Below are 21,343 nucleotides of genomic sequence, written 5' to 3'. Positions count from 1 at the left end.
AATCAGCGAGAAATGATCACGTACGTCTTGCGCAGGGTTTCCTTCACATCCCACACGCCCAGGCTATTGGCCGGCAGCAGCAGCGCATCGCCCGCGTTGATCTCGATGGGCTCGCCGCCATCCGGGGTGAAGGTGCAGCGGCCGTGGGTGAAGTGGCAGAACTCCTGTTCGCGGATCTGCCGGCGGAAGCGGCCGGGGCTGCATTCCCAGACGCCGGTTTCCACGTTGTCGGTGCGTTCCACCGAATGCACGCGGGTATGCGGCACCGGTTCGCCAATAGGCACCGCTACCGGGGTCGGCTCGGACAGCGGATGTTCATGGGTGTTCTTCAGCAGGGTGGCTTTCATGTCTAGGGCTCCCGAAGTCATTGGGGGTTATGCGGGGATCAGTGCATCAGGCCTTCCATCAGGTCGGCCAGTTTCAGCGCCATGGCACGGCGCCAGGGCGCGCTGAGAGGGTTCGCCAGCACCCGGTCCTCGTGTACGAAGCTGCGGATGATGGCGTTGTAGCCGAGCCAGCGGCAGGGTTCCGGCTCCCAGGCATTGAGGCGGTTCAGTGGACCGTCGCCCAGCACCCAGGGCTGGCGGGTGAGCAGGCTTTCCTTGCCGAGGATCAGGTCGGCCAGGGTGCGACCGCCCAGGTTGCTGGCGCCCACCCCTTCACCGCCGTAGCCACCGGAGAGGGCGATGCCGTTCTTGCGGTCCACCAGCATGTGCGGGCGGAAGCGTCGGGCCATGCCGAGGTTGCCGCCCCAGCTGTGGGTGACGCGTACGTTGCGCAGCTGGGGGAACAGCTCGCCCAGCAGGTAGCGGCGCAGGCCGACTTCGTCGTCGCTGAGCTGGAAGTCCTCCCGCAACCGACCGCCGAAGCGGTAGCCGCCACGGGCACCGAAGGCCAGGCGGTTGTCGGCGGTGCGCTGTGCATAAGTGACCTGGCGGCTGCTCTCGCTGAAGGCCTGGCCATGTTCCAGGCCGATCTCCTGCCATTGCGCGTCGCTCAACGGCTCGGTGGCGATCAGCAGGCTCTGCACCGGCAACTGGTACTTGCCCAGTGGCGGCAGGCTGGCGGCGTAGCCCTCGACCGCCGGCACCACCCAGTGGGCCTTGAGCTCGCCCTGGGCGGTCTGGACCAGGCCGGGCTGCCAGTGGGTGGCGGGGCTTTCCTCGAACAGTTGCACGCCCATGCGCTCCACCGCGCGGGCCAGGCCACGCACCAGCTTGGCCGGCTGAATGGTGGCGCAGTGGGGCGTGTGGATGCCGCCGAACGGGTTGGCCACCCGAAGCTGGCCGTTCAACTCGTCGGGGCTGAGCCAGCGGTAGTCGGCGTCGGTCAGGCCCTCGGCGTGAAGAGCGTCCAACTGGTCGCGCAGGCGCTTCTCCTGTTCCGGGTAGCGGGCGGCGCAGTAGAGGATGCCGGCTTTGCGGTAATGGCAGTCGATGCCTTCGCGCTGGAGCACCTCGGCCACCTCATCGGGAATGCCGTGGAGCAGGTCGAAGGAGGCCTTGCGGACATCGGAAGGCAGCGGCGCCAGGGCGCGATCCTCGCCCAGCAGGTTGCCCATCAGCCAGCCGCCATTACGACCGCTGGCGCCGAAGCCTGCGAAGCGGGCTTCGACAATGGCGATCTTCAGTTCGGGGGCCTGGCGCTTCAGGTAGTAGGCCGTCCACAGCCCGGTGTAGCCGGCACCGATGATGGCCACATCCACCTCGAGCGAGCTGGCCAGTGCCGGTCGCGGCTTGAGGTCTTCATCGAGTGTGTCCATCCACAGGCTGATCGAGCGCCAGTTCTGCATAGGCGGGTTCCCGTTAACAGGTTGTTGTCGGGAACAAGGCTAGAGACTGGCGGGGCGCCTGTCGTGTGCGCGGGCACGCTGGGAATGCGATGGTTTGGGTGGGAGATGGATGGTAGGGGCGAATTCATTCGCCAAGGGCAGCGCAGCTACCCCATTGGCCCGGCAGGGCAGGCCTTCGGCCTGCTTGGCGATTGAAATCGCCGCTACAGGCTTTTGTGCAGCTGTTTGAGATACGCCTTGGGCGACAGCCCGGTGTGCTGGCGGAAGCAGCGGTAGAAGGCGGAGAGGGAGTTGAAGCCGGCGCTGAAGGCCAGTTCGTCGATGCGCACGGGTGGCACGGCGGTCTGCAGCAGGTTGAGCAGGTGCGCCAGGCGCGCCTGGTTGACGTACTGGTAGAAGCTTTGGCCGAGCATCTGGTTCAGCAGGTAGGAAATCTGGTTGCGGGTGTAGCCCGTGGCACTGGCCACCTGGTGCAGGTCCAGGGCCGGGTCGAGGTAGGGCTGGGAGCGCTGGAAGTAGTCCTCCAGGTCCCGCGCCAGCAGGCTCAGCTGGCGAGCGGACAGGCCCAGGCGGCTGGCGGCGGGCCGTTGCGTCGAATCCTGGCCGGGCCTGGCGGCGGGCTTGACCAGCAGGGCGTACTCGTTGATCCGCCAGATCAGGCCGTCGCGCACTGTGATGGCCTCGCTGGCGCGGAAGGTGCCGCCGCCCGCAACGCTGATGGCGTACTGGATGAAGGCGGTATCGCCGTCGACGCGGATGCGGTCGTTGTGTTCGAGGAAGTCCACGGGGCCGCTGGGCATGGTGGCGCGGACATAGTCCGCCAGCTCCTCGCGGTGCATGCAGCGGTTCTGGAAGAAGTCGTTGTATTCCACGTCGGGGTGGTAGAGCGCGAGCACGGCGTCGATGTCGCGAGCCTTCCAGCTCAGGTGGTAGCGCATCACCACGTCGCGGGTGGCGGTGGTCTGCGGATCGGGGACTTGGTCGGGCGAACTCATGGGGCGGTTACGGTGACGAGACGCTCAAAGCATGCCCGAGCCGCCGAGGGCCTTCAATGCAGCGCCTGAACATGCCCCAGCCGGCGCAACCGTTGGGCGAGCTGGAGGTGTTGGGCAGGGTTGTCGCAGAGCAGCAGGGCGCGTTCCAGGTCGTAGCGCTCGGCCTGGGGGCAATCCAGCCGCTGGTAAATGTCGGCGCGGGCCAGGTGGTCGTGCATGGTCGGCGGGCCGAGTTGCAGCACGCGCTCGGCGTCCTTCAGGGCGGCCAGGGATTCGCCCGCGTCCAGATGCAGCATGCGCAGGTTGCGCGACAGGCGCTGGATCATCTCCTTCGGGCTGGCGGTCTGCAGGTGCACGGCCTGGAGCTCGGCCTGGGGCCCCTGCATCCGCACCAGCAGGTCACGGCAGTCGCGGGTGTAGAGGCGGCGGCCACTGCTGGGGTCGAGCAGGTGGTCGGCCCCCGGCACCCGCAACAGGAAGTGCCCCGGGAAGTTCACCCCGTCCAGGGGAATCCCCAGCCGTGCGGCCAGCGCCAGGGCGATCAGCGCCAAGGACAGCGGCTGGCCCCGGCGCCGCGCCAGCACCTGCGGCAGCAGCGCCGCGCGTGGCCTGAGGGGTGTGTCGTCGTCTTCGTGGAAGTCCAGCTCGTTCATGCGCCGCAGCAGCGGCTGCGCCAGTTCCGCCGGTGGCAGGTTCGGCAGGCCCGCGGCCACCAATTGGAGCAGCCCGCCGAAGTCCCGCAGGACCTGTTCGGGGTTCAGCCTCGGATCATGCTCGGCGGCGATCCACAGGGCTGCCTCCAGCAGGGCGGGCGGGTCGCGTTCGAGGCATTCCAGACAGCGTTGGCGCGGTTCCATGGACATCTCCGAGGGGATGTTTCCTTGTAGCGAACGGGTTGATTTTCGTCCAGTAGGCATCCGGGCCTTGGTTATCTCGGCCTTCCAGCTTATGTCCGGATGCGAGGGGGCGGACCGCGCAGCTCGTCCTATACTGGCCCTAAAGTCAGGAAGGGAGACCGCCATGTTTGCCATGATGGAAGCCGCCCGGCTGGAGGCGTTGCACCTCGCCAACGATCCCGCTACCGGACTCAAGGCCATCATCGCCATCCACAACACCCGCCTCGGACCTGCCTTGGGCGGGTGCCGCTACCTCGCCTACCCCGATGATGAAAGCGCTATCCGCGACGCCATTCGCCTCGCCCAGGGCATGAGCTACAAGGCGGCGCTGGCCGGCCTCGACCAGGGCGGCGGCAAGGCGGTCATCATCCGCCCAGGGCATGTGGAAAACCGTGGGGCGCTGTTCGAAGCCTTCGGGCGGATGATCGAATCCCTCAACGGCCGCTACATCACCGCGGTGGACAGCGGCACCTCCAGCGCCGACATGGACTGCATCGCCCAGCAGACCCGCCACGTCACCAGCACCACCGCCGCCGGCGACCCCTCGCCGCACACCGCCCTTGGCGTCTTCGCCGGCATCCGCGCCACCGCCCATGCGCGCCTCGGCAGTGATGACCTGGAAGGCCTGCGCGTTGCTGTGCAGGGCCTCGGCCACGTCGGTTACGCCCTGGCCGAACAGCTCCATGCGGTGGGGGCGGAGCTTCTGGTCAGCGACCTCGACGCCGGCCGTGTGCAACTGGCCATCGAGCAACTCGGCGCCCAGCCGGTGGCCGCCGATGCGTTCCTCACCACCCCGTGCGACATCCTCGCCCCCTGCGGCCTCGGTGGCGTGCTCAATGCCCAGACCGTGGGTCAGTTGCGTTGCGCAGCCGTGGCTGGCGCAGCGAACAACCAACTGGCCGGGTCCGAGATCGCTGACGAGATGGAAGCTCGGGGAATCCTGTATGCGCCGGACTACGTGATCAATTCCGGCGGGCTCATTTACGTCGCCCTCAAGCACAAGGGCGAAGGGTTGTCGGCGATCACCGCGCACTTGTCGCGGATCAGCCAGCGACTCACCGAGATCTACGCGCACGCCCAGGCCGACAAGCGATCCCCCGCACGGGTCGCCGACGCCCTGGCCGAGCGCCTGCTGTTCGGCTGAACGGCCGCCAACCAGCGGCCCGGCCCGCGAGCTCCCGGAGCCACAAGCCCCGGGCCCTGTGAATGCACCCAAAAGGTGTTAGGAGAACCGCCATGTCCAACCGGATCGAACTGCCCTATACGCGCTTCCTCGACCCCGAGGGGCGGCTGGTCGGCGAACTGCCGGCCTGGGCCGACGATTTCAACCTGCTCACCGACCTCTACCGCCGCATGGTGCTGACCCGCCTCTTCGACCAGAAGGCGGTGGCCCTGCAACGCACCGGGCGCATCGGCACCTACGCCCCGACCCTGGGCCAGGAAGCCATCGGCGTCGCCATCGGCAGCCTGTTGCGCGCCGAGGACGTGCTGGTGCCCTACTACCGCGACACCGCCGTGCAACTGATGCGCGGCGTCGGCATGGAGGAAATCCTCCTCTACTGGGGCGGTGACGAACGCGGCAGCGATTTCCAGGACCCGCGCTCGAAAGAGGACTTCCCCATTTGCGTGCCCATCGCCACCCAGGCCCTGCATGCCTGCGGTGTCGCCACGGCGATCAAGATCCGTGGCCAGCACCGGGCCGTGGTCACCACCTGCGGCGACGGCGCCACCAGCAAGGGCGACTTCCTCGAAGCCCTGAACGTGGCGGGCGCCTGGCAACTGCCGGTGGTCTTCGTGGTGAACAACAACCAGTGGGCCATCTCGGTGCCCCGGCGCATCCAGAGCGGCGCGCCCACCTTGGCGCAGAAGGCCATTGGCGCCGGTTTCCACGGCGAGCAGGTGGACGGCAACGATGTGCTGGCGGTCTACGACCGCGTGCAGTGGTCGCTGGACCGCGCCCGCCACGGCAAGGGGCCGATCCTGCTGGAATGCATCAGCTACCGCCTGGGCGACCACACCACCGCCGACGACGCCACCCGCTACCGCAGCGCCGAGGAAGTGAAGGCGGCCTGGCAGGAAGAGCCCATCAAGCGTCTGCAGGCCTTCCTCGCCTCCCACAAGGTCTGGGACGAAGGCCGCGAACAGGCGCTCATTGCCGATTGCCAGCGCCAGGTGCAGGCCGCCGTGGACAGGTTCGAAAGCGCCGGCACCCAGCCGGTGGAGGCGGTGCTCGACCACGTCTACGCACGCTGGCCGGCGGCCCTGGGTGAACAACGCGAAATGCTGATGGAACGGGTCTCCCGTCGGGAGGACAGCCATCATGACTAACCTCAATACCTCCATCGAAAAACGCGCCCTGCTGGAAGCCGTCAACCTGGCCCTGCACCGCGCCATGCAGGAAGACGAGAACGTCGTGGTCCTGGGTGAGGACGTGGGCGTCAACGGCGGCGTGTTCCGCGCCACCCTCGGCCTGCGGGACCGCTTCGGCTTCAAGCGGGTGATCGACACGCCGCTGGCGGAAACCATGATCGCCGGCCTCGCCGTGGGCATGGCCGCCCAGGGCCTCAAGCCGGTGATGGAAATCCAGTTCCTCGGCTTCATCTACGCCGCCATGGAACACCTGGTGTCCCACGCCAGCCGCCTCCGCTGCCGTACCCGTGGCCGGCTGAGCTGCCCGATGGTGCTGCGCAGCCCCATGGGTGCCGGCATCCGCGCGCCAGAACACCACAGCGAAAGCACCGAAGCGCTGTTCGCCCACATCCCCGGGCTGCGCGTGGTGATCCCGTCCTCCCCGGCGCGGGCCTACGGACTGCTGCTGGCGGCCATCGACGACCCGGACCCGGTGATCTTCCTCGAGCCCACGCGGCTCTACCGGATGAACCCGCAGCCGATCATCGACGACGGCAAGCGCCTGCCGCTGGACAGCTGCTTCACCCTGCGCGAGGGCTCGGACCTCACCCTGGTGAGCTGGGGCGCCAGCGTCCACGAAACCCTGCAGGCCGCCGCGAAGCTGGAAGAGCAGGGCATCTCCGCCGAGGTGATCGACGTCGCCAGCATCAAGCCGCTGGACCTGGACACCCTGGAAGCCTCGGTGCGCAAGACCGGACGCTGCGTCATCGTCCACGAGGCACCGCGCAGCTGCGGTGTGGGGGCGGAGATCGCCGCGAGTCTCTACGAGCGGGCACTGCTCGACCTGCATGCGCCCATCCAGCGGGTCACCGCGCCGGACATTCCGCCGCCCTTGTACCGCCTGGAACAGCTCTACATACCCGCCCCCGAGGACATCCTCGCGGCCTGCGACCTGGTGCTGAACTACGCCTGAGGAGAGCACGATGAAATATTTCAAACTGCCCGACCTGGGGGAGGGCCTGCAGGAAGCCGAGATCGTGGAGTGGCACGTGAAGGTGGGGGAAAGCGTCAAGGCCGACCAACTCCTGGTCTCGGTGGAAACCGCCAAGGCCCTGGTGGACATTCCCGCCCCCTACGATGGCGTGGTGGCCAGGACGTTCGGTAAGGAGGGCGACATCCTCCACGTCGGCGAACCGCTGCTGGGCTATGAGGGCGACGATGCCGACGCCGGCACCGTGGTCGGTCGCCTGGAAGGCGGCGGCTCCGCTCAGGCCGACAGCTTCTTCGTCGGTGCGGCACCCTCCACCCGCGAACACCTGGCACCCCGCGCAACGCCTGCGGTGCGCCAGCTCGCCCGCCAGCTCGGCGTGGAACTGGCCGCGCTGGCCGGCAGCGGTCCGGATGGCCTGGTGACCCGTGCCGATGTGGAACAGGCCGCCCAGACCGCCCGCGACAGCTTTGGTGGCGAGCGGCTTCGGGGCGTGCGCCGCAGCATGGCGATCAACATGGCGCGCTCCCACGCGGAAGTGGTGCCGGTGACCATCTTTGGCGACGCCGACCTGCACCGCTGGCCGGAAGCCCGCGATCCGCTGATCCGCCTCGGCAAGGCCATCGCCGCCGCCTGCGAGGTGGAACCAATCCTCAACAGCTGGTTCGACGGCCGCGCCCTGTCCATCCGCCAGCACGACAAGCTCGACCTGGGGATTGCCGTCGATACCCCGGACGGCCTCTTCGTGCCGGTGTTGCGCAATGTCGGTGGGCGCAGCGCCGAGGACCTGAAGGAAGGCATGTCGCGGTTGCGGGCGGACGTGAAGGCCCGCTCCATTCCGCCGCAGGAAATGATGGGGGCGACCATTACCCTGTCCAACTTCGGCACGTTGTTCGGTCGCTATGCCAACCCGGTGGTGGTGCCGCCGCAGGTGGCGATCATCGGTGCGGGCGGCATCCGCGATGAAGTGGTGGCCTGGCAGGGCAAGGTGGAGATTCACCCGGTGCTGCCGCTGTCGCTGACCTTCGATCACCGAGCGGTGACCGGGGGTGAAGCGGCGCGGTTCCTCAAGGCATTGGTGCAAGCGCTGGAGCAGCCGTAGGGCAGGGCTGCGCCCTGCTTGGCGAATGAATTAGCCCCCACAGTGGATGCGCCCCATGCACGCCCCTTGCCGAGCCGGCACCAGGCAGCTATTGCTGTCTGCCCCGGAACCGGCAGGAGGCCCTTGATGATCGAATCACCCTGGCAGGGCGCACTGTGGATGGCCCACGACTTCTGCCTGCTCGACGGGGTCGCCGGCAGTGCGCGAACCCATGCCCACTACGCCCACCAGGCCTTGTTGGCCAAGGCCGCGCCGCTGCGCCTGACCCTGGAGGGGGAGCCGTGTGGCGGTCGCTTCCTGCTGGTCGAGTCGAGGCGCGCCCATGCCATCGAGGACCCCAGCCAGGACATGCTTGCGGTTTATGCCGAACCCCTGGCCTTCAACCCGGCGACCTTGCGCGAGGTGCTCAGCGATGCGCCAGCGGACCTCGAAACCCTGGCCGGGGTGCTGTTGGCGGCACCCCGCCAGCGGCTGGACCCGCGCATCGCCAACGCCCTGAAGGCGGTGGATGCCTTGCTGGAGGAGAAGATCAGCGCGGCGGCCCTGGCGCAACGGGCCTGTCTGTCACTGAGCCAGCTGGAGCGGCTGTTCGGCGACCAGGTGGGGCTCTCGGTACGGCGCCTGGTGCTCTGGCGCCGCCTGCGCCTGGCGCTGCGTCTGGCGCTCGAAGGTCAATCGCTGACCCGTGCCGCGCTGGACGCCGGGTTCGCCGATGCCGCGCACTTTTCGCGCACCATGCGCGCCACCTTCGGCATCCGCGCCGACCGCAACCTGGCGCAGCTGACGCTCAAGCTGATCGGCTAGGCGCGATGCAAGCCGGTCGGCGCTTCCGGGCTCGTCCCATGGGGCTGGGCCTTGAAGGGCTCGGCCAGTTGCGCCAGGTAATCCCGGGGATAGTCCGGGCGGCTGCCGATACCCAGGTCATCGCCGCCCATGCGGTAGTCACTGTGGAAGGCGGTGCCCAGCAGGCGATCCCAGAAGGTGAAGAACAGGGCGAAGTTCACGTCCCCGGCGCGGCCGTACTTCATGTGATGGAAACGGTGTACCGGTGCCCAGGCGAACAGGTGGCGCAGGGGGCCGATGCGCATGTCCACGTTGCTGTGCTGCAGCAGCAGTTGCAGGGCGACGGTGAAGGCGAGCAATGCGGCGACCCGTTCCGGCATGCCCAACACCAGCAACGGCGCGGTGCCGGCCAGCGCCTCGATGGTCTGGTGCAGCGGATGCTTCATCAAGCCGTTGAAGCCATACAGGCGTTGGACACTGTGGTGCACGGCGTGCAGGCGCCAGAGCGGGTCCACCCGGTGGCTGAGGTAGTGCACCAGGGTGAGGCCGAGGTCGGCGATCAGGATGGCCAGCAGCAATTGCAGCACCAGTGGCCAGTGCTCTGGCCAGGCGCCAAGGTTCGGCAGCCAGGCGGCCACCAGCGGGATGGCCGCCACGCCGGCGAGGTTCAGGCTCTCGTTGAACAGCGCGTGTAACCCGTCCCGCAGCCGATCACCCCGTGGCCGATTCCACTGCGGCTCATAAGGCAGCCAGGCTTCGGCGAGGAAGGACAGGGCAATGGCCGGCAGCAGCAGGGCCACCAGCCAGTAGGGCGGGTAATGAGCGGTTGTCCACAGCGCGAGGGCAAGAAAACCGGCGAGGAACAGCGGCGCGTAGAGGCAGGCGAAGAGTGAACGCATGGGAAGGCTCCTTGATCAGGGCCTCCAGCGTGGGGCTGGGCGAGCGAAGGGGATTGAAGAAACCGCGCAAGCTGGGCTGGGCGATTCCCCCGGAACGTCGTCAATCGGGGAGCAGGCACCCTCCCCGCGAAATGGGGGAGGGTAGGGAGGATCACTCGCTGGGCAGTTCCAGCTCGGCCAGGGCGTCGGGCTGGTTCTTGAAGGCGCGGGCGAAGGTGTCGCGGTGCTTGGCCATGAAGATGCCGATGTCTTCCACCTGCTGTTCGCTCAGGGACGGCACCGCCTTCTGCAGGACTTCGGCCAGGGACTCGGCCAGTTCGAGCATCTTGTCGTAACGATCCGCTTCGGCCTTATCCATGAACAGGCGCTCCGGATCGCGGCTGCTGCGGTACACCACTTCGACGGCCATTCATCACCCCTCACCTATATCGGTTAAAAATACTGGATGTGCGTACAGTATTCGGAATGATGGCAAATGGAAATAGCCCGTAGGAAATTTCCATTTGCCGGCCGATCTCAACGGTCGCTGCGGATCGGGCCGAATTCCGCTGGAACCCAAGCATAGCCCTTGCCTTCACCTTCGCTGCGCACATGGCCCAGGCCGGGGAAGGGCAGGTGGGCGCCAGCGACCCAGAGCTTGTCCTTGGCCGCGGCGGCGAAGACCTGCTTGCGGCTGGCGATGGCCTTGGCGTTATCCACATCGAACTCGATGGCGATATCCGGGTGGGCGAACTGGGCGGCGTGGTTGTGCACCACGTCGCCCCAGACCAGCAACGCCTGGCCTTTGGAGCTGAACAGGTAGCCGGTGTGGCCGGGCGTATGACCGGGGGAGGGCGCGGCGCTGACGCCTTCCACCAGGGCATCACCCGGTGTGTACGTCTTCAGCTTGCCGGCGGTTTTGTAGGGTGCCACGGCCTTCTGCGCCATCTCGAAGAAGGCTTTCGAATCTGCCGGGGCCTTGGCCGCCGCCTCGGGGCTCAACCAGAACGCGGCTTCATCCTGGGCGACGAACACAGTGGCGTTGGCGAAGGCGGGTTTGCCTTCGGCATCCAGCAGGCCGCAGGCGTGGTCCGGGTGCAGATGGGTGAGCAACACGCTGTCCACCTGTTCCGGCTGATAGCCGGCCGCCTTGAGGTTGCCGAGGATGCCGCCGAGGGTGGGCCCGAAGCACTTGGCCGAGCCGGTGTCCACCAGCACCAGGTGCTTGCCGGTGTTGACCAGGTAGGCATTGACCGCCGTCTGCACGCCCTTGCCGGACTCGATGAACATGCGTGCCAGCAGGCTCTGGATGTCTTCGGCGCGGGCGCCCTTGAGCAGCTTGGTGTCGAGGTCGACGTAACCGTCGTAGAGGGCGGTGACTTCCAGTTCGCCCACCGCCATGCGGTAGAAGCCGGGGACCTGGGTCTGCTGCTTGGCCACGGGCGCGGCCTGGGCTGCGATGGGGGCGGCGAACGGCAGTGCCAGGGAAAGGGCGGCGATAAGGGCGTGGCGGGGATGCAGCAGGCGGGCCATGACGAAGCTCCATTTCGGGGTGAACGGCGTTTATGCGGGCTGCACCCTGACGTTGTCCAGTACGCAGCTTTTCCTGCGTGACGCACCTGGCGGTAAGGGCTGCGACATCCTGCCTCGTGGCGCGACGCCCGGTGCGGCCTCCATCCTGCATCACCCCACTGTCACTTCCCCCCGTCACCATCGGGGCCGTCGTACCAAGGAGATGCATCGTGAAGATCAACTGGGCTGAAGAGTTGCGCGAGAACGTGCATGGCCTGGCCGAGTCGCTGGGAAACCTCCTCGTGGAGAGCTTCCATTACCTGGCACTGTTCGCCATCGGCGGGATCACCGCCTGGGCTGCGGTGGTGGCCTTCCTGGGGATGGTGGACAAGGGGCATGCCACGGTGGATGACATCCTCCTGCTGTTCATCTACCTCGAACTGGGCGCCATGGTCGGCATCTACTTCAAGACCAACCACATGCCGGTGCGCTTCCTGATCTACGTGGCCATCACGGCCCTGACGCGCCTGCTGATCTCCGATGTCTCGCATCACCACCGTCCGGACCTGGGCGCGGTGTTCGTCTCCGGCGCCATCCTGCTGTTGGCACTGGCGATCCTCGTGGTGCGTTATGCCTCGTCGCGTTTTCCCTCGGTGCAGACTGACGCCCCGCCTCGTCGTCGCAGCCTGGCGCGCGCGATCGAGGCGGAAGAGGAAGCCTGAACCCGTGCACAGATAGCGTGCATCAGATGCGCGCTATCTGTGCGACGTTCACCCGCCCCGTGCGTGCTGGCGCTACATGACCGCCGGTCATGCTGGTGAGCAGCTCGCCCACCTTGCTCCCGCTTTCAATTGCGATGCCCAGGCGAACGCTTTCGACCACCCGCTGCAGGCGCTCCGGGTCATTGCGCTGAGCCGCGCTGATCAGGCGTCGCGCCGCCACGCCGTGTTCGTTGGTCAGGGTCAGCATGATGCTGCCGTCCGGGCTCACGAGGCTGAGGTTGACCCGGTATTCGGCCTGGAAGGCGTCGGTCAGGATCTGGAAGGGGTTGTACATGGCCTGTCACCTGGTTGATCGAGCGATGAGTCGATGGACGCCAGGGGCGTTGCAAAGTTCGAACCGCTATGACCGGCGGCATCTGGTGGGCGGCCGGATGGTGACGTTCTGAACCGTCTGACTGACGCTGCGTCTGGTTCGCATTGGCGGGCGTACACTGATGCTGGCGGCGAGCCCCGTATCACCGCCAGGAGGTGTTCCATGCGACCTACGCTGCCGCTCATCGTGCTGGCCGTGCTGATCCTTTCCCCAACCGTGTTGGCAGCCACCACCGAAGTCAGTTTCACCAACCCTGACAAATTCAGCGATGCGCGCCTGAACCGTGACTACGGGCGTGGCGCGGACGACTCCGTGCTGAAGGACCTCAAGGCCCACATCGAGAAACTGGGCGAGCGCTACCTGCAAGCTGGGCAAAGCCTCAAGGTGGATATCCGCGATATCGACCTCGCTGGTCGTTTCGAACCCTGGCGGGTGGAACTCCACGATGTGCGCATCATGCGTAGCGTCACCTGGCCCCGGATCAAGCTGCACTACCGCCTCGAGCAGGACGGCAAGGTCCTCGTCAGCCGCGATGCCACGGTAAGCGACCAGACCTACCTGGAGCATGGCAACTACTACTTCAGCAGCGACCGGCTGCGTTACGAGAAGGCCATGCTGGATGACTGGTTCCGCTGGAACATCGCCCCGAAGGACCGGACGATTTCGTATTGATCGGGATAGTCGGGCAGCCGTTCGGCCTGCTTGGCGAGTGAATTCGCCCCTACAAGAGCAACCCAGCGTCTGTGCTTCACGCACCACGCCCGCCAGCGAGTGTGGCGATTGGACCGTTCGGCGACGATTCAAGGGCCGGATTCGCAAGTGGATCCGAGTGGCTCGCCTTCTGCCGATGTTCAGCAATAATCTGAAAATCGCGATGAAATCGACACTCTGGTTGTAAGAACGCTGGAACTGCCAAAACCGACATGTGGTCAATTGGAAACAATTCTCGGAGAACCCAATATGCTTTCGCGTCCCTGCAACCGCCGCCTGGCTTCGCTCCTGATCGCCAGTCAGTTTGTTTTCCTCGCCCAGATGCCCCTGGCCCAGGCGGCCATGATCGGCACGCCCCAAGCCATGCAGGAGCAGCAATTGCCGCAGCACCAGCCCGTGGACAAGGCCCAACTGCGCGCCATGCTCGACGACAAGCAGGTCCAGCAAAAGCTCGAATCCCTCGGTGTACCCCGTGAGCAGGTGGAGGCGCGTATCGCCAGCCTGACGCCTGCGGAGTTGCAGCAGTTCAACCAGCGCCTGGAGCAGGAACCGGCCGGTGGCTGGGTGGGCATCATCATTCTGTTCCTGGTGATCTTCATCATCACTGACATGCTCTGCGCCACCGACATCTTCAGCTTCATCAAGTGCATCCGCTGATGCGGCTATGGCTCGCCGTGCTGGCGCTGGCCTTGGCCGGCTGTGCCGGGCAGCAGCCCATGCTGCCCCCGCAGAGCGACCGGCTGCCGCCACGGGTGGAGCTGGCGCAGACGCCGTTCTATCCCCAGGAGATCTACCAGTGCGGCCCTGCCGCGCTGGCTACCGTGCTGGTCCAGCGCGGGGTGAAGACGTCGCCCGAGGCGTTGGCGCCCAAGGTCTACCTGCCGGCCCGGCAGGGCAGCCTGAAGCTGGAGTTGGTGGCGGCGGCGCGCCAGAGCGGGATGCTGGTCTACTCGCTGGAGCCGAACCTGGACGCGCTACTGGCCCAGGTGGCGGCGGGCAACCCGGTGTTGGTGATGCAGAACCTCGGCCTCGACTGGCTGCCCCGCTGGCACTTCGCGGTGGTGGTGGGTTACGACCGGAGCCGGGATGAACTGGTGCTGCGCTCTGGCACCACGAAGCGCTGGGTTACCGACCTTCGCAGTTTCGACCGCACCTGGGAACGGGCTGAGCGTTGGGCCGTCGTGACCCTGCCGCCGGACCAGTTGCCAGCTGAGGCACGCCTGGAACCCTGGATCAAGGCCGCCAGCGACCTGGAGCAGACCGCCCAACGGCCGGTGGCCGAGCGGGCCTATCGGACCGCCGCCGAACACTGGCCCAAGGAGCCCCTGCCGCTCTTCGCCCTGGCCAACGCCCGCTATGCCGAGGGTGATCGTGACGGGGCCGAGCAGGCCTTGCGCGAGAGCATCCGACGCAAACCGGATTACGCCCTGGGCTGGTTCAACCTGTCCGAGGTGCTCAACGAGAAGGGCTGTGCCGCACAGGCCGGCCAGGCTCGGGTGTGCGCGCGGAAACTGGCGCCGAATGACCCGCGCCTGGCCGCGCCTCTGGGCGCTGCAACTGCCCGAAACGGCCAGTGCGAGGTGTTGCCGGTGTGTGGAGACGGTGCGGCGATTCGCCAATGAACTGGCGAGGTCTGCATTACGGGCTGGGGCTTGCGCAACGACCGGTAGGGTGGCGAAGCTTGTGTCGCCAGAAACAAAAAAGCCCCGCGATAGCGGGGCTTTTTCATGCGGCGGGGCTGTTACATGCGCAGGCCGCCGTCCAGCTCCAGGACACGACCGGTGTAGTAGTCGTTTTCCAGGATGTACGCCACGGAGTGGGCGATTTCCATCGGCTTGCCCAGGCGTTTCAGCGGGATGCCGGAGGTCATCTTCTCCAGGGCTTCCGGCTTCATGCTGGCGACCATGTCGGTCTCGATGAAGCCCGGGGCCACGCCGGCCACGCGGATGCCGTAACGAGCCAGTTCCTTCGCCCAGACCACGGTGTCAGCGGCAACACCGGCCTTGGCGGCGGAGTAGTTGGCCTGGCCCATGTTGCCGGCGCGGGAGATGGAGGAGATGTTGACGATCGCGCCTTCGTTGTTCAGTTCGATCATCTTGGCGGCGACTTCGCGGGTGCAGAGGAACACGCCGGTCAGGTTGACGTCGATCACCGCCTGCCACTGGGCCAGGCTCATCTTGGTCATTTCGCCGTCCTTGACCTTGATGGTCAGGCCGTCGCGCAGGATGCCGGCGTTGTTCACCAGGCCGTTGATGGCGCCGAAGTCCTCGGCTACCTGGGCGACCATGTGGGTGACCTGCTCTTCGTTGGCCACGTTGCAAATGTAGGCGCGGGCGTCACCACCGGCAGCCTTGCATGCAGCCACGGCCTCATCGAGCTTCTCCTGGTTCAGGTCCACCAGGGCCAGCTTCGCGCCCTTGGCCGCCAGATACTCACCCATGGCGCGGCCGAGGCCCTGGCATCCGCCAGTGATGATGATGACCTTGTCTTTCAGTTGCATGTGAATCCCCTCGAATAAGTGTCGCTGTGTCCCCGCTGGCGCCGGTAACCCGCTATTCTGGGCGCTCGTCCGTTTTCGACGGATTCTCTGCGAGGAGTCATATGGTGAGCGTGAAAGCCGCAAAGCATGCACGAGAAATGCTGCTCAAGGAATACCGGGGGGTGCTGTCCACCCATTCCAAAGCCATGCCGGGCTTCCCTTTCGGATCAGTGGTGCCCTATTGCCTGGACGCCGAAGGCCGGCCTTTGATCCTGATCAGCCGCATTGCCCAGCACACTCACAACTTGCAGAAGGACGCGAAATGTTCGCTGCTGGTGGGCGAACGTGGTGCCGAGGACGTGCAGGCCGCCGGGCGCCTGACCCTGCTGGCCGAAGCGCGGCAGATCACCGACGCGGCCGAGATCGAGGCGGCCGCCACGCGCTATTACCGCTATTTCCCCCAGGCGGTGGACTATCACCGCACCCACGATTTCGACTTCTGGTGCCTGGAGCCGGTGCGGGCACGCTTCATCGGCGGTTTCGGCGCCATCCACTGGGTGGACCATCTGGTGCTCGCCAATGGCTTCGCCGGGGATGTGGAGATCGGCATGCTGGAGCACATGAACAGCGACCATGCCAATGCCATCGCCCATTACGTGGAGCTGGCCGGGCTGCCCGGCTCTCCGGCGGCGGAGATGGTCGGGATCGACACTGAAGGATTCCACCTACGCATCGGTCAGACGCTTCACTGGCTGCCCTTCCCAACATCCTGTAACAACCCAGGCGCAGTCCGTCAGGCCTTGGTACTGCTGGCTCGCGCCGAATCCTGGCCGACCAGTGGAGAGGCGGTGGCTTGAATTGAGGGGAGGGCGGCTTCATCTAACAGGTTATCGGAAGCCGTTCTTCCACCAAGGAAACCCCTGATGCGCGCCTTTCTCTTTCTGTTCCTGCTTTTCCCGCTGATCGAGCTGGCCGTCCTGATCCAGGTCGGCAGCGTGATCGGCATCCTGCCCACCCTGCTCCTGGTCATCGGTACCGCTGTGCTGGGTAGCGTGCTGCTGCGGGTGGCCGGCGTCGCCACTGCATGGCGCGCCCGGGAGCGCCTGGCCCGGGGCGAGGTGCCTGAGCAGGAAATGCTCGAAGGCCTGCTGATCGCAGTCGGCGGTGGCCTGCTGCTGCTGCCGGGCTTCATCAGCGACATCTTCGGCCTGCTCTGCCTGATTCCGTTCACCCGCCGCCTGTTCATCCGCAACCTGCGCCAGCGCGCCGAGGCCCAGGCCATCCGCCAGCGTGCCTTCGCCGATGACCTGGCAGCACGCAGCGGCCCGGTCCGTCCGCACGTGATCGAAGGCGAATTCGAGCGCCGCGACCAATAAAGTTCATTTTTTTTGAGGGTGCCCCTTGAAATGCCTCCGGGCGCCCCTATGTATCCGTCACCGCAAGGTTCCTGCCCGACGGCAGGTCAGACTCCAGCGGCGCGCCTGATGCGCCGCAACCGGCCCCGCCGGACATTACCAACCCACCGGTGTTCGCACCGGTCGAGCAACAACACTATTGGGAGAGATCGACAATGAAGCTTCGTCCTCTGCATGACCGCGTTGTCATTCGTCGCAGCGAAGAAGAGACCAAAACCGCTGGCGGCATCGTGCTGCCGGGCTCGGCTGCCGAGAAGCCGAACCGTGGCGAAGTCGTCGCTGTAGGCACCGGTCGCCTGCTGGACAACGGCGAAGTTCGTCCGCTGGCCGTCAAGGTCGGTGATCAGGTGGTGTTTGGCCCGTACTCCGGCAGCAACACCATCAAGGTCGATGGCGAAGAACTGCTGGTGATGGGCGAGAGCGAAATCCTCGCCGTCGTCGAAGCCTGAGTTCCGCGAATCTCCGTTTAAACACCAAAGAATTGAGGATCAATTAAATGGCTGCTAAAGAAGTCAAATTCGGCGATTCCGCTCGCAAGAAAATGCTGGTCGGCGTGAACGTACTGGCCGACGCCGTTAAAGCCACCCTCGGCCCGAAAGGCCGCAACGTGGTTCTGGACAAGAGCTTCGGTGCTCCGACCATCACCAAGGACGGCGTTTCCGTAGCCAAGGAAATCGAACTGAAAGACAAGTTCGAAAACATGGGCGCCCAGCTGGTGAAAGACGTTGCCTCCAAGGCCAACGACGCTGCCGGTGACGGCACCACCACCGCTACCGTTCTGGCTCAGGCCATCGTCAACGAAGGCCTGAAGGCCGTTGCCGCCGGCATGAACCCGATGGACCTCAAGCGCGGCATCGACAAGGCCACCAACGCCATCGTCGCCCAGCTGAAAGAGCAGGCCAAACCCTGCACTGACACCAAGGCCATCGCCCAGGTAGGCACCATCTCCGCCAACTCCGACGACTCCATCGGCAACATCATTGCCGAAGCCATGGAAAAAGTTGGCAAGGAAGGCGTGATCACCGTTGAAGAAGGCTCGGGCCTGGAAAACGAACTGTCCGTCGTTGAAGGCATGCAGTTCGACCGCGGCTACCTGTCCCCCTACTTCATCAACAAGCCGGACACCATGGTCGCCGAACTCGACGGCCCGCTGATCCTCCTGGTTGACAAGAAGATCTCCAACATCCGCGAAATGCTGCCGGTTCTGGAAGCAGTCGCCAAAGCTGGCCGCCCGCTGCTGATCGTCGCTGAAGACGTTGAAGGCGAAGCCCTGGCTACCCTGGTTGTGAACAACATGCGTGGCATCGTCAAAGTCGCAGCCGTCAAGGCTCCGGGCTTCGGCGACCGTCGCAAGGCCATGCTGCAGGACATCGCCATCCTGACCGGCGGCACCGTGATCTCCGAGGAAGTTGGCCTGTCCCTGGAAAGCGCCTCCCTGGAGCACCTGGGTAACGCCAAGCGCGTTGTCCTGAGCAAGGAAAACACCACCATCATCGACGGCGCTGGCGCCCAGGCTGACATCGAAGCCCGCGTTGCCCAGATCCGCAAGCAAGTCGAAGAAACCACTTCCGACTACGACAAAGAGAAGCTGCAAGAGCGCCTGGCCAAGCTGGCCGGCGGTGTTGCCGTGATCAAAGTCGGTGCGGCTACCGAAGTCGAGATGAAAGAGAAGAAGGCCCGCGTTGAAGACGCCCTGCACGCTACCCGTGCTGCCGTCGAAGAAGGCGTGGTGCCTGGCGGTGGTGTTGCCCTGGTTCGCGCCCTGCTGGCCATCGAAGGCCTGAAAGGCGACAACGAAGACCAGAACGTCGGTATCGCCCTGCTGCGTCGTGCCGTAGAAGCCCCGCTGCGCCAGATCGTGGCCAACGCCGGTGACGAGCCGAGCGTGGTGGTCGACAAGGTCAAGCAAGGTGCCGGCAACTACGGCTTCAACGCTGCTACCGGCGTGTACGGCGACATGATCGAAATGGGCATCCTGGACCCGGCCAAGGTCACCCGTTCCGCGCTGCAGGCTGCTGCCTCCATCGGCGGCCTGATGATCACCACCGAGGCCATGGTTGCCGAAGTGGCTGACGACAAGGCCGGCCCGGCAATGCCGGACATGGGCGGCATGGGCGGCATGGGCGGCATGATGTAAGCCACCCGGCCATCCGGTCCGAAGAAGCCCCGCCCCGTGCGGGGCTTTTTCTTGCCCGTGGAAATGCCCACCTGGCCTCGGCACCGGTATGATCTGAGCCTGTGAACCGGTTGGAACTCTCGCTGGAATCCCTGTCGAAGGGACGCTGGCCGGCATCTGGCCATCAGCGGATCGATGAATATGGAGTTGAGCCGATGCGCATCCTTCTAGTCGAAGACAACAACGACATCCTGGCCAACATGGTCGATTTTCTTGAACTCAAGGGCTACAGCGTCGACTGTGCCCGGGACGGCCTGTCTGGCCTGCACCTGGCCAGCAACGAGCATTACGACCTGATCGTCCTGGACATCATGTTGCCCGGCCTGGACGGCTATGACCTGTGCCGCCGGCTGCGTGAAGAAGCCCGGCGCGATACCCCGGTGATCATGCTCACCGCTCGCGACGCCCTGGACGACCGCCTGAAGGGCTTCAAGGCCGGGGCCGATGACTACCTGCTCAAGCCCTTCGCCCTCTCCGAACTGGCTGCCCGCATCGAGGCGGTCCTGCGTCGTTCCCAGGGTGGCGGCAAGCGCAGCCTGCAGGTGGCTGACCTGAGCTACGACCTGGACACCCTGGAAGTCAGCCGTGCCGGCAAGCAGCTGAAGCTCAACCCCATTGGCCTCAAGCTGCTGGCGGTGCTGATGCAGAAGAGCCCGCACCTGGTGCGCCGGGAAGCCCTGGAAGAAGCCCTCTGGGGAGACGACTGCCCTGACAGCGACAGCCTGCGCAGCCATATCCACCAGCTGCGCCAGGTGATCGACAAACCCTTCGGCAAACCCCTGCTGCATACCCTGCATGGCCTTGGTTACCGCCTGGCGGAGTCTGTTGATGGAGTTTAAGCAGAGCCTGGCCCGGCGGATTCTCATCGCCTTCGTGCTGATGACGACCCTGGTGGGCGGTACCTTTTCCGTGGGGATCATCCAGGTTGTGCATGTCATCGAAGAGCAGTTGATCTCCCGGGACTTGAACAGCGAATTGCAGAGGGTGCTCAACCAGAACATCGCCCAGGGCCGGACGCCGAGCCTGGACAGTGACACCCGCTTCTACAGCAGTGATGGGCGGGGTCCCTATGCCATTCCTGAAAGCATGTCTGGCCTGAAGCTCGGCTTTCAGGAAGTGTTTCAGGGCGAGAATTCCTATCACGCGCTGGTGCGTGAGATCGATGGTCGCCGCTACGTGATGCTGCAGGACCAGAGCGATTTCGAATCCCGCGAGCAGGTGCTCTATCAGGTGGTGATGGTCGGCTTCGCCCTCAGTGTCGTGCTGGCCCTGTTCCTTGGCTGGTTGCTGTCGCGCAAGGTCATCGAACCCGTGGTCCGCCTGGCCGGACAGGTGCGTCACCGGGACCAACTGCTGGGCATGGCGCCGCCGCTGGCGCCGGACTACGCCCGCGATGAGGTGGGGCAATTGGCCCAGGCCTTCGACGACACCCTGGGTCGCCTGCATGAGGTGCTCAATCGCGAGCGCCTGTTCACCAGTGACGTCAGCCATGAACTGCGCACACCGCTGATGGTGCTGGCCAGCTCCTGCGAACTGCTGGTGGAAAACGGCAGCCTCGATGCCCGTGGCCGCGCCCAGGTGCAGCGGATAGCCCGCGCGACCGAGGAAATGCGCGACCTGGTGCAGACCTTCCTGATGCTGGCGCGCGCCCAGCGGGACGAAGCCAGCGTGGCGCCGCGGGCGAGTCTCAGCAACGTGGCTGACGAACTGGTCAGCCAGTGGCGCGGGCCCATCGAGAGCAAGGGCCTACGCTTCGAGTACCAGCCGGGCAAGCATCAGGAGGAGCGCTACAACGCCTCCCTTCTGCGTTCGGTGCTCGGCAACCTGCTGCGCAATGCACTCCACTACACCGACAGCGGCAGTATCCGCCTGGTGCTCAAGGACGGCGGATTCGTGGTGGAGGACAGCGGCGTCGGCATTCCCGAGGAAGACCGCGAAGCCATGTTCCGCCCCTTCGTCCGGGGGCCGGCGCGGCGCGGCGATGGGCTGGGGCTGGGGCTCTCGCTGGTGCAGCGAATCTGCGACAACCAGGGCTGGAGCGTCAGCCTGAGTGCGGTCGAACCCACCGGTTGCCGCTTCGAGGTGAACCTCAAGGGCAGTGCCAACGCCGCGCCTTGACGCTTTTTTCACCTGCGCTTGACCTCTCCTTGACTGGCTGACGGCTAACTTGGC

General features: G+C 65.7%; 25 protein-coding genes. 16 read left to right on the top strand and 9 right to left on the bottom strand.

Annotation, left to right across the window (positions count from 1 at the left end; all coding sequences use genetic code 11):
* Nucleotides 1–2 precede the first annotated feature (2 nt).
* The 4 genes from TQ98_RS22075 to TQ98_RS22060 all read right to left on the bottom strand — a co-directional run bounded on the left by TQ98_RS22075 (nt 3) and on the right by TQ98_RS22060 (nt 3,644).
* The gene (locus TQ98_RS22075) at nt 3–347 is read right to left on the bottom strand and encodes a cupin domain-containing protein (protein ID WP_044873591.1); all 345 of its coding nucleotides are present in this window, start codon (nt 345–347) and stop codon (nt 3–5) included.
* A gap of 38 nt (nt 348–385) precedes the next feature.
* On the bottom strand, nt 386–1,792 hold the full coding sequence (locus TQ98_RS22070) for an FAD-dependent oxidoreductase (RefSeq protein ID WP_044873592.1): 1,407 nt from the start codon (nt 1,790–1,792) through the stop codon (nt 386–388).
* A 203-nt stretch (nt 1,793–1,995) separates the two neighbouring features.
* Nucleotides 1,996–2,787, bottom strand: a complete 792-nt coding sequence (locus TQ98_RS22065; protein WP_044873593.1) for a nuclear transport factor 2 family protein — start codon at nt 2,785–2,787, stop codon at nt 1,996–1,998.
* Nucleotides 2,788–2,840: 53 nt separating this feature from the next.
* Nucleotides 2,841–3,644: a transglutaminase family protein gene (locus tag TQ98_RS22060; protein WP_044874127.1), complete on the bottom strand. Its 804-nt coding sequence runs from the start codon at nt 3,642–3,644 to the stop codon at nt 2,841–2,843.
* Nucleotides 3,645–3,807: 163 nt separating this feature from the next.
* Between TQ98_RS22060 and TQ98_RS22055 the strand changes: the two genes are divergently transcribed.
* From TQ98_RS22055 to TQ98_RS22035, 5 genes are all read left to right on the top strand, one after another.
* Nucleotides 3,808–4,827 carry a Glu/Leu/Phe/Val dehydrogenase dimerization domain-containing protein gene (locus tag TQ98_RS22055; protein WP_044873594.1) on the top strand — a complete coding sequence of 340 codons (1,020 nt, stop codon included), beginning with the start codon at nt 3,808–3,810 and terminating at the stop codon, nt 4,825–4,827.
* A 92-nt stretch (nt 4,828–4,919) separates the two neighbouring features.
* The gene (gene pdhA / locus TQ98_RS22050; RefSeq protein ID WP_044873595.1) at nt 4,920–6,011 is read left to right on the top strand and encodes a pyruvate dehydrogenase (acetyl-transferring) E1 component subunit alpha; all 1,092 of its coding nucleotides are present in this window, start codon (nt 4,920–4,922) and stop codon (nt 6,009–6,011) included.
* Complete coding sequence (locus tag TQ98_RS22045; RefSeq protein ID WP_044873596.1) at nt 6,004–7,005, top strand: alpha-ketoacid dehydrogenase subunit beta; 1,002 nt, start codon at nt 6,004–6,006, stop codon at nt 7,003–7,005. Before pdhA ends, TQ98_RS22045 begins: the two co-directional genes overlap by 8 nt.
* A gap of 10 nt (nt 7,006–7,015) precedes the next feature.
* On the top strand, nt 7,016–8,122 hold the full coding sequence (locus TQ98_RS22040) for a dihydrolipoamide acetyltransferase family protein (protein WP_044873597.1): 1,107 nt from the start codon (nt 7,016–7,018) through the stop codon (nt 8,120–8,122).
* Between the two features lie 126 nt (nt 8,123–8,248).
* Nucleotides 8,249–8,926, top strand: a complete 678-nt coding sequence (locus TQ98_RS22035; protein WP_044873598.1) for an AraC family transcriptional regulator — start codon at nt 8,249–8,251, stop codon at nt 8,924–8,926.
* On the opposite strand, the gene TQ98_RS22030 is transcribed toward TQ98_RS22035, so the two are convergent.
* The 3 genes from TQ98_RS22030 to TQ98_RS22020 form a co-directional block, all read right to left on the bottom strand.
* Nucleotides 8,923–9,804, bottom strand: a complete 882-nt coding sequence (locus TQ98_RS22030) for a sterol desaturase family protein (protein WP_044873599.1) — start codon at nt 9,802–9,804, stop codon at nt 8,923–8,925. The two genes, TQ98_RS22035 and TQ98_RS22030, sit on opposite strands and share 4 nt — an antisense overlap.
* Before the next feature lie 151 nt (nt 9,805–9,955).
* Nucleotides 9,956–10,213 carry a YebG family protein gene (locus TQ98_RS22025; protein WP_103103046.1) on the bottom strand — a complete coding sequence of 86 codons (258 nt, stop codon included), beginning with the start codon at nt 10,211–10,213 and terminating at the stop codon, nt 9,956–9,958.
* 107 nt (nt 10,214–10,320) lie between these two features.
* Nucleotides 10,321–11,316, bottom strand: coding sequence for an MBL fold metallo-hydrolase (locus TQ98_RS22020; protein ID WP_044873602.1), 996 nt, complete (start codon nt 11,314–11,316; stop codon nt 10,321–10,323).
* On the opposite strand from TQ98_RS22020, the gene TQ98_RS27695 reads away from it, so the two are divergent.
* Nucleotides 11,315–11,545 (top strand): hypothetical protein, encoded by a 231-nt coding sequence (locus TQ98_RS27695; protein WP_146036033.1) that lies wholly within the window; start codon nt 11,315–11,317, stop codon nt 11,543–11,545. The two genes, TQ98_RS22020 and TQ98_RS27695, sit on opposite strands and share 2 nt — an antisense overlap.
* A complete protein-coding gene (locus TQ98_RS22015) occupies nt 11,526–12,017 on the top strand; it encodes a phosphate-starvation-inducible PsiE family protein (protein WP_044873603.1) in 492 nt (163 codons plus the stop codon). The genes TQ98_RS27695 and TQ98_RS22015 overlap by 20 nt, the downstream gene beginning before the upstream one ends.
* 22 nt (nt 12,018–12,039) lie before the next feature.
* Here TQ98_RS22015 and TQ98_RS22010 read toward each other — a convergent pair whose 3' ends face one another.
* On the bottom strand, nt 12,040–12,351 hold the full coding sequence (locus TQ98_RS22010) for a DUF3509 domain-containing protein (protein ID WP_044873604.1): 312 nt from the start codon (nt 12,349–12,351) through the stop codon (nt 12,040–12,042).
* 201 nt (nt 12,352–12,552) lie between these two features.
* On the opposite strand from TQ98_RS22010, the gene TQ98_RS22005 reads away from it, so the two are divergent.
* The 3 genes from TQ98_RS22005 to TQ98_RS21995 all read left to right on the top strand — a co-directional run bounded on the left by TQ98_RS22005 (nt 12,553) and on the right by TQ98_RS21995 (nt 14,723).
* Entirely contained in the window at nt 12,553–13,062 is a 510-nt protein-coding gene (locus TQ98_RS22005) for a DUF3016 domain-containing protein (protein WP_044873605.1), read from the top strand.
* Nucleotides 13,063–13,350: 288 nt separating this feature from the next.
* Nucleotides 13,351–13,758, top strand: a complete 408-nt coding sequence (locus TQ98_RS22000; RefSeq protein WP_044873606.1) for a PA2779 family protein — start codon at nt 13,351–13,353, stop codon at nt 13,756–13,758.
* Nucleotides 13,758–14,723, top strand: a complete 966-nt coding sequence (locus tag TQ98_RS21995; protein WP_177410190.1) for a PA2778 family cysteine peptidase — start codon at nt 13,758–13,760, stop codon at nt 14,721–14,723. Before TQ98_RS22000 ends, TQ98_RS21995 begins: the two co-directional genes overlap by 1 nt.
* Before the next feature lie 119 nt (nt 14,724–14,842).
* On the opposite strand, the gene TQ98_RS21990 is transcribed toward TQ98_RS21995, so the two are convergent.
* Nucleotides 14,843–15,601: an SDR family oxidoreductase gene (locus tag TQ98_RS21990; RefSeq protein WP_044873608.1), complete on the bottom strand. Its 759-nt coding sequence runs from the start codon at nt 15,599–15,601 to the stop codon at nt 14,843–14,845.
* Nucleotides 15,602–15,705: 104 nt separating this feature from the next.
* Between TQ98_RS21990 and TQ98_RS21985 the strand changes: the two genes are divergently transcribed.
* The 6 genes from TQ98_RS21985 (at nt 15,706) to TQ98_RS21960 (ending at nt 21,289) form a co-directional block, all read left to right on the top strand.
* Complete coding sequence (locus TQ98_RS21985) at nt 15,706–16,437, top strand: HugZ family protein (RefSeq protein ID WP_044874128.1); 732 nt, start codon at nt 15,706–15,708, stop codon at nt 16,435–16,437.
* Between the two features lie 66 nt (nt 16,438–16,503).
* Nucleotides 16,504–16,956 carry an FxsA family protein gene (locus tag TQ98_RS21980; protein ID WP_044873609.1) on the top strand — a complete coding sequence of 151 codons (453 nt, stop codon included), beginning with the start codon at nt 16,504–16,506 and terminating at the stop codon, nt 16,954–16,956.
* A 194-nt stretch (nt 16,957–17,150) separates the two neighbouring features.
* Entirely contained in the window at nt 17,151–17,444 is a 294-nt protein-coding gene (locus tag TQ98_RS21975) for a co-chaperone GroES (protein ID WP_028628402.1), read from the top strand.
* A 47-nt stretch (nt 17,445–17,491) separates the two neighbouring features.
* Nucleotides 17,492–19,132 carry a chaperonin GroEL gene (gene groL, locus TQ98_RS21970; protein WP_044873610.1) on the top strand — a complete coding sequence of 547 codons (1,641 nt, stop codon included), beginning with the start codon at nt 17,492–17,494 and terminating at the stop codon, nt 19,130–19,132.
* A gap of 194 nt (nt 19,133–19,326) precedes the next feature.
* Nucleotides 19,327–20,010: a response regulator transcription factor gene (locus TQ98_RS21965; RefSeq protein WP_044873611.1), complete on the top strand. Its 684-nt coding sequence runs from the start codon at nt 19,327–19,329 to the stop codon at nt 20,008–20,010.
* On the top strand, nt 20,000–21,289 hold the full coding sequence (locus TQ98_RS21960; protein WP_044873612.1) for a HAMP domain-containing sensor histidine kinase: 1,290 nt from the start codon (nt 20,000–20,002) through the stop codon (nt 21,287–21,289). The genes TQ98_RS21965 and TQ98_RS21960 overlap by 11 nt, the downstream gene beginning before the upstream one ends.
* Nucleotides 21,290–21,343 lie beyond the last annotated feature (54 nt).

Source organism: Pseudomonas sp. LFM046, from assembly GCF_000949385.2.
Lineage (GTDB): Bacteria > Pseudomonadota > Gammaproteobacteria > Pseudomonadales > Pseudomonadaceae > Metapseudomonas.
Note: the sequence above shows the minus strand (reverse complement) of the source record. Positions and strands in the feature narration are given on the sequence as shown.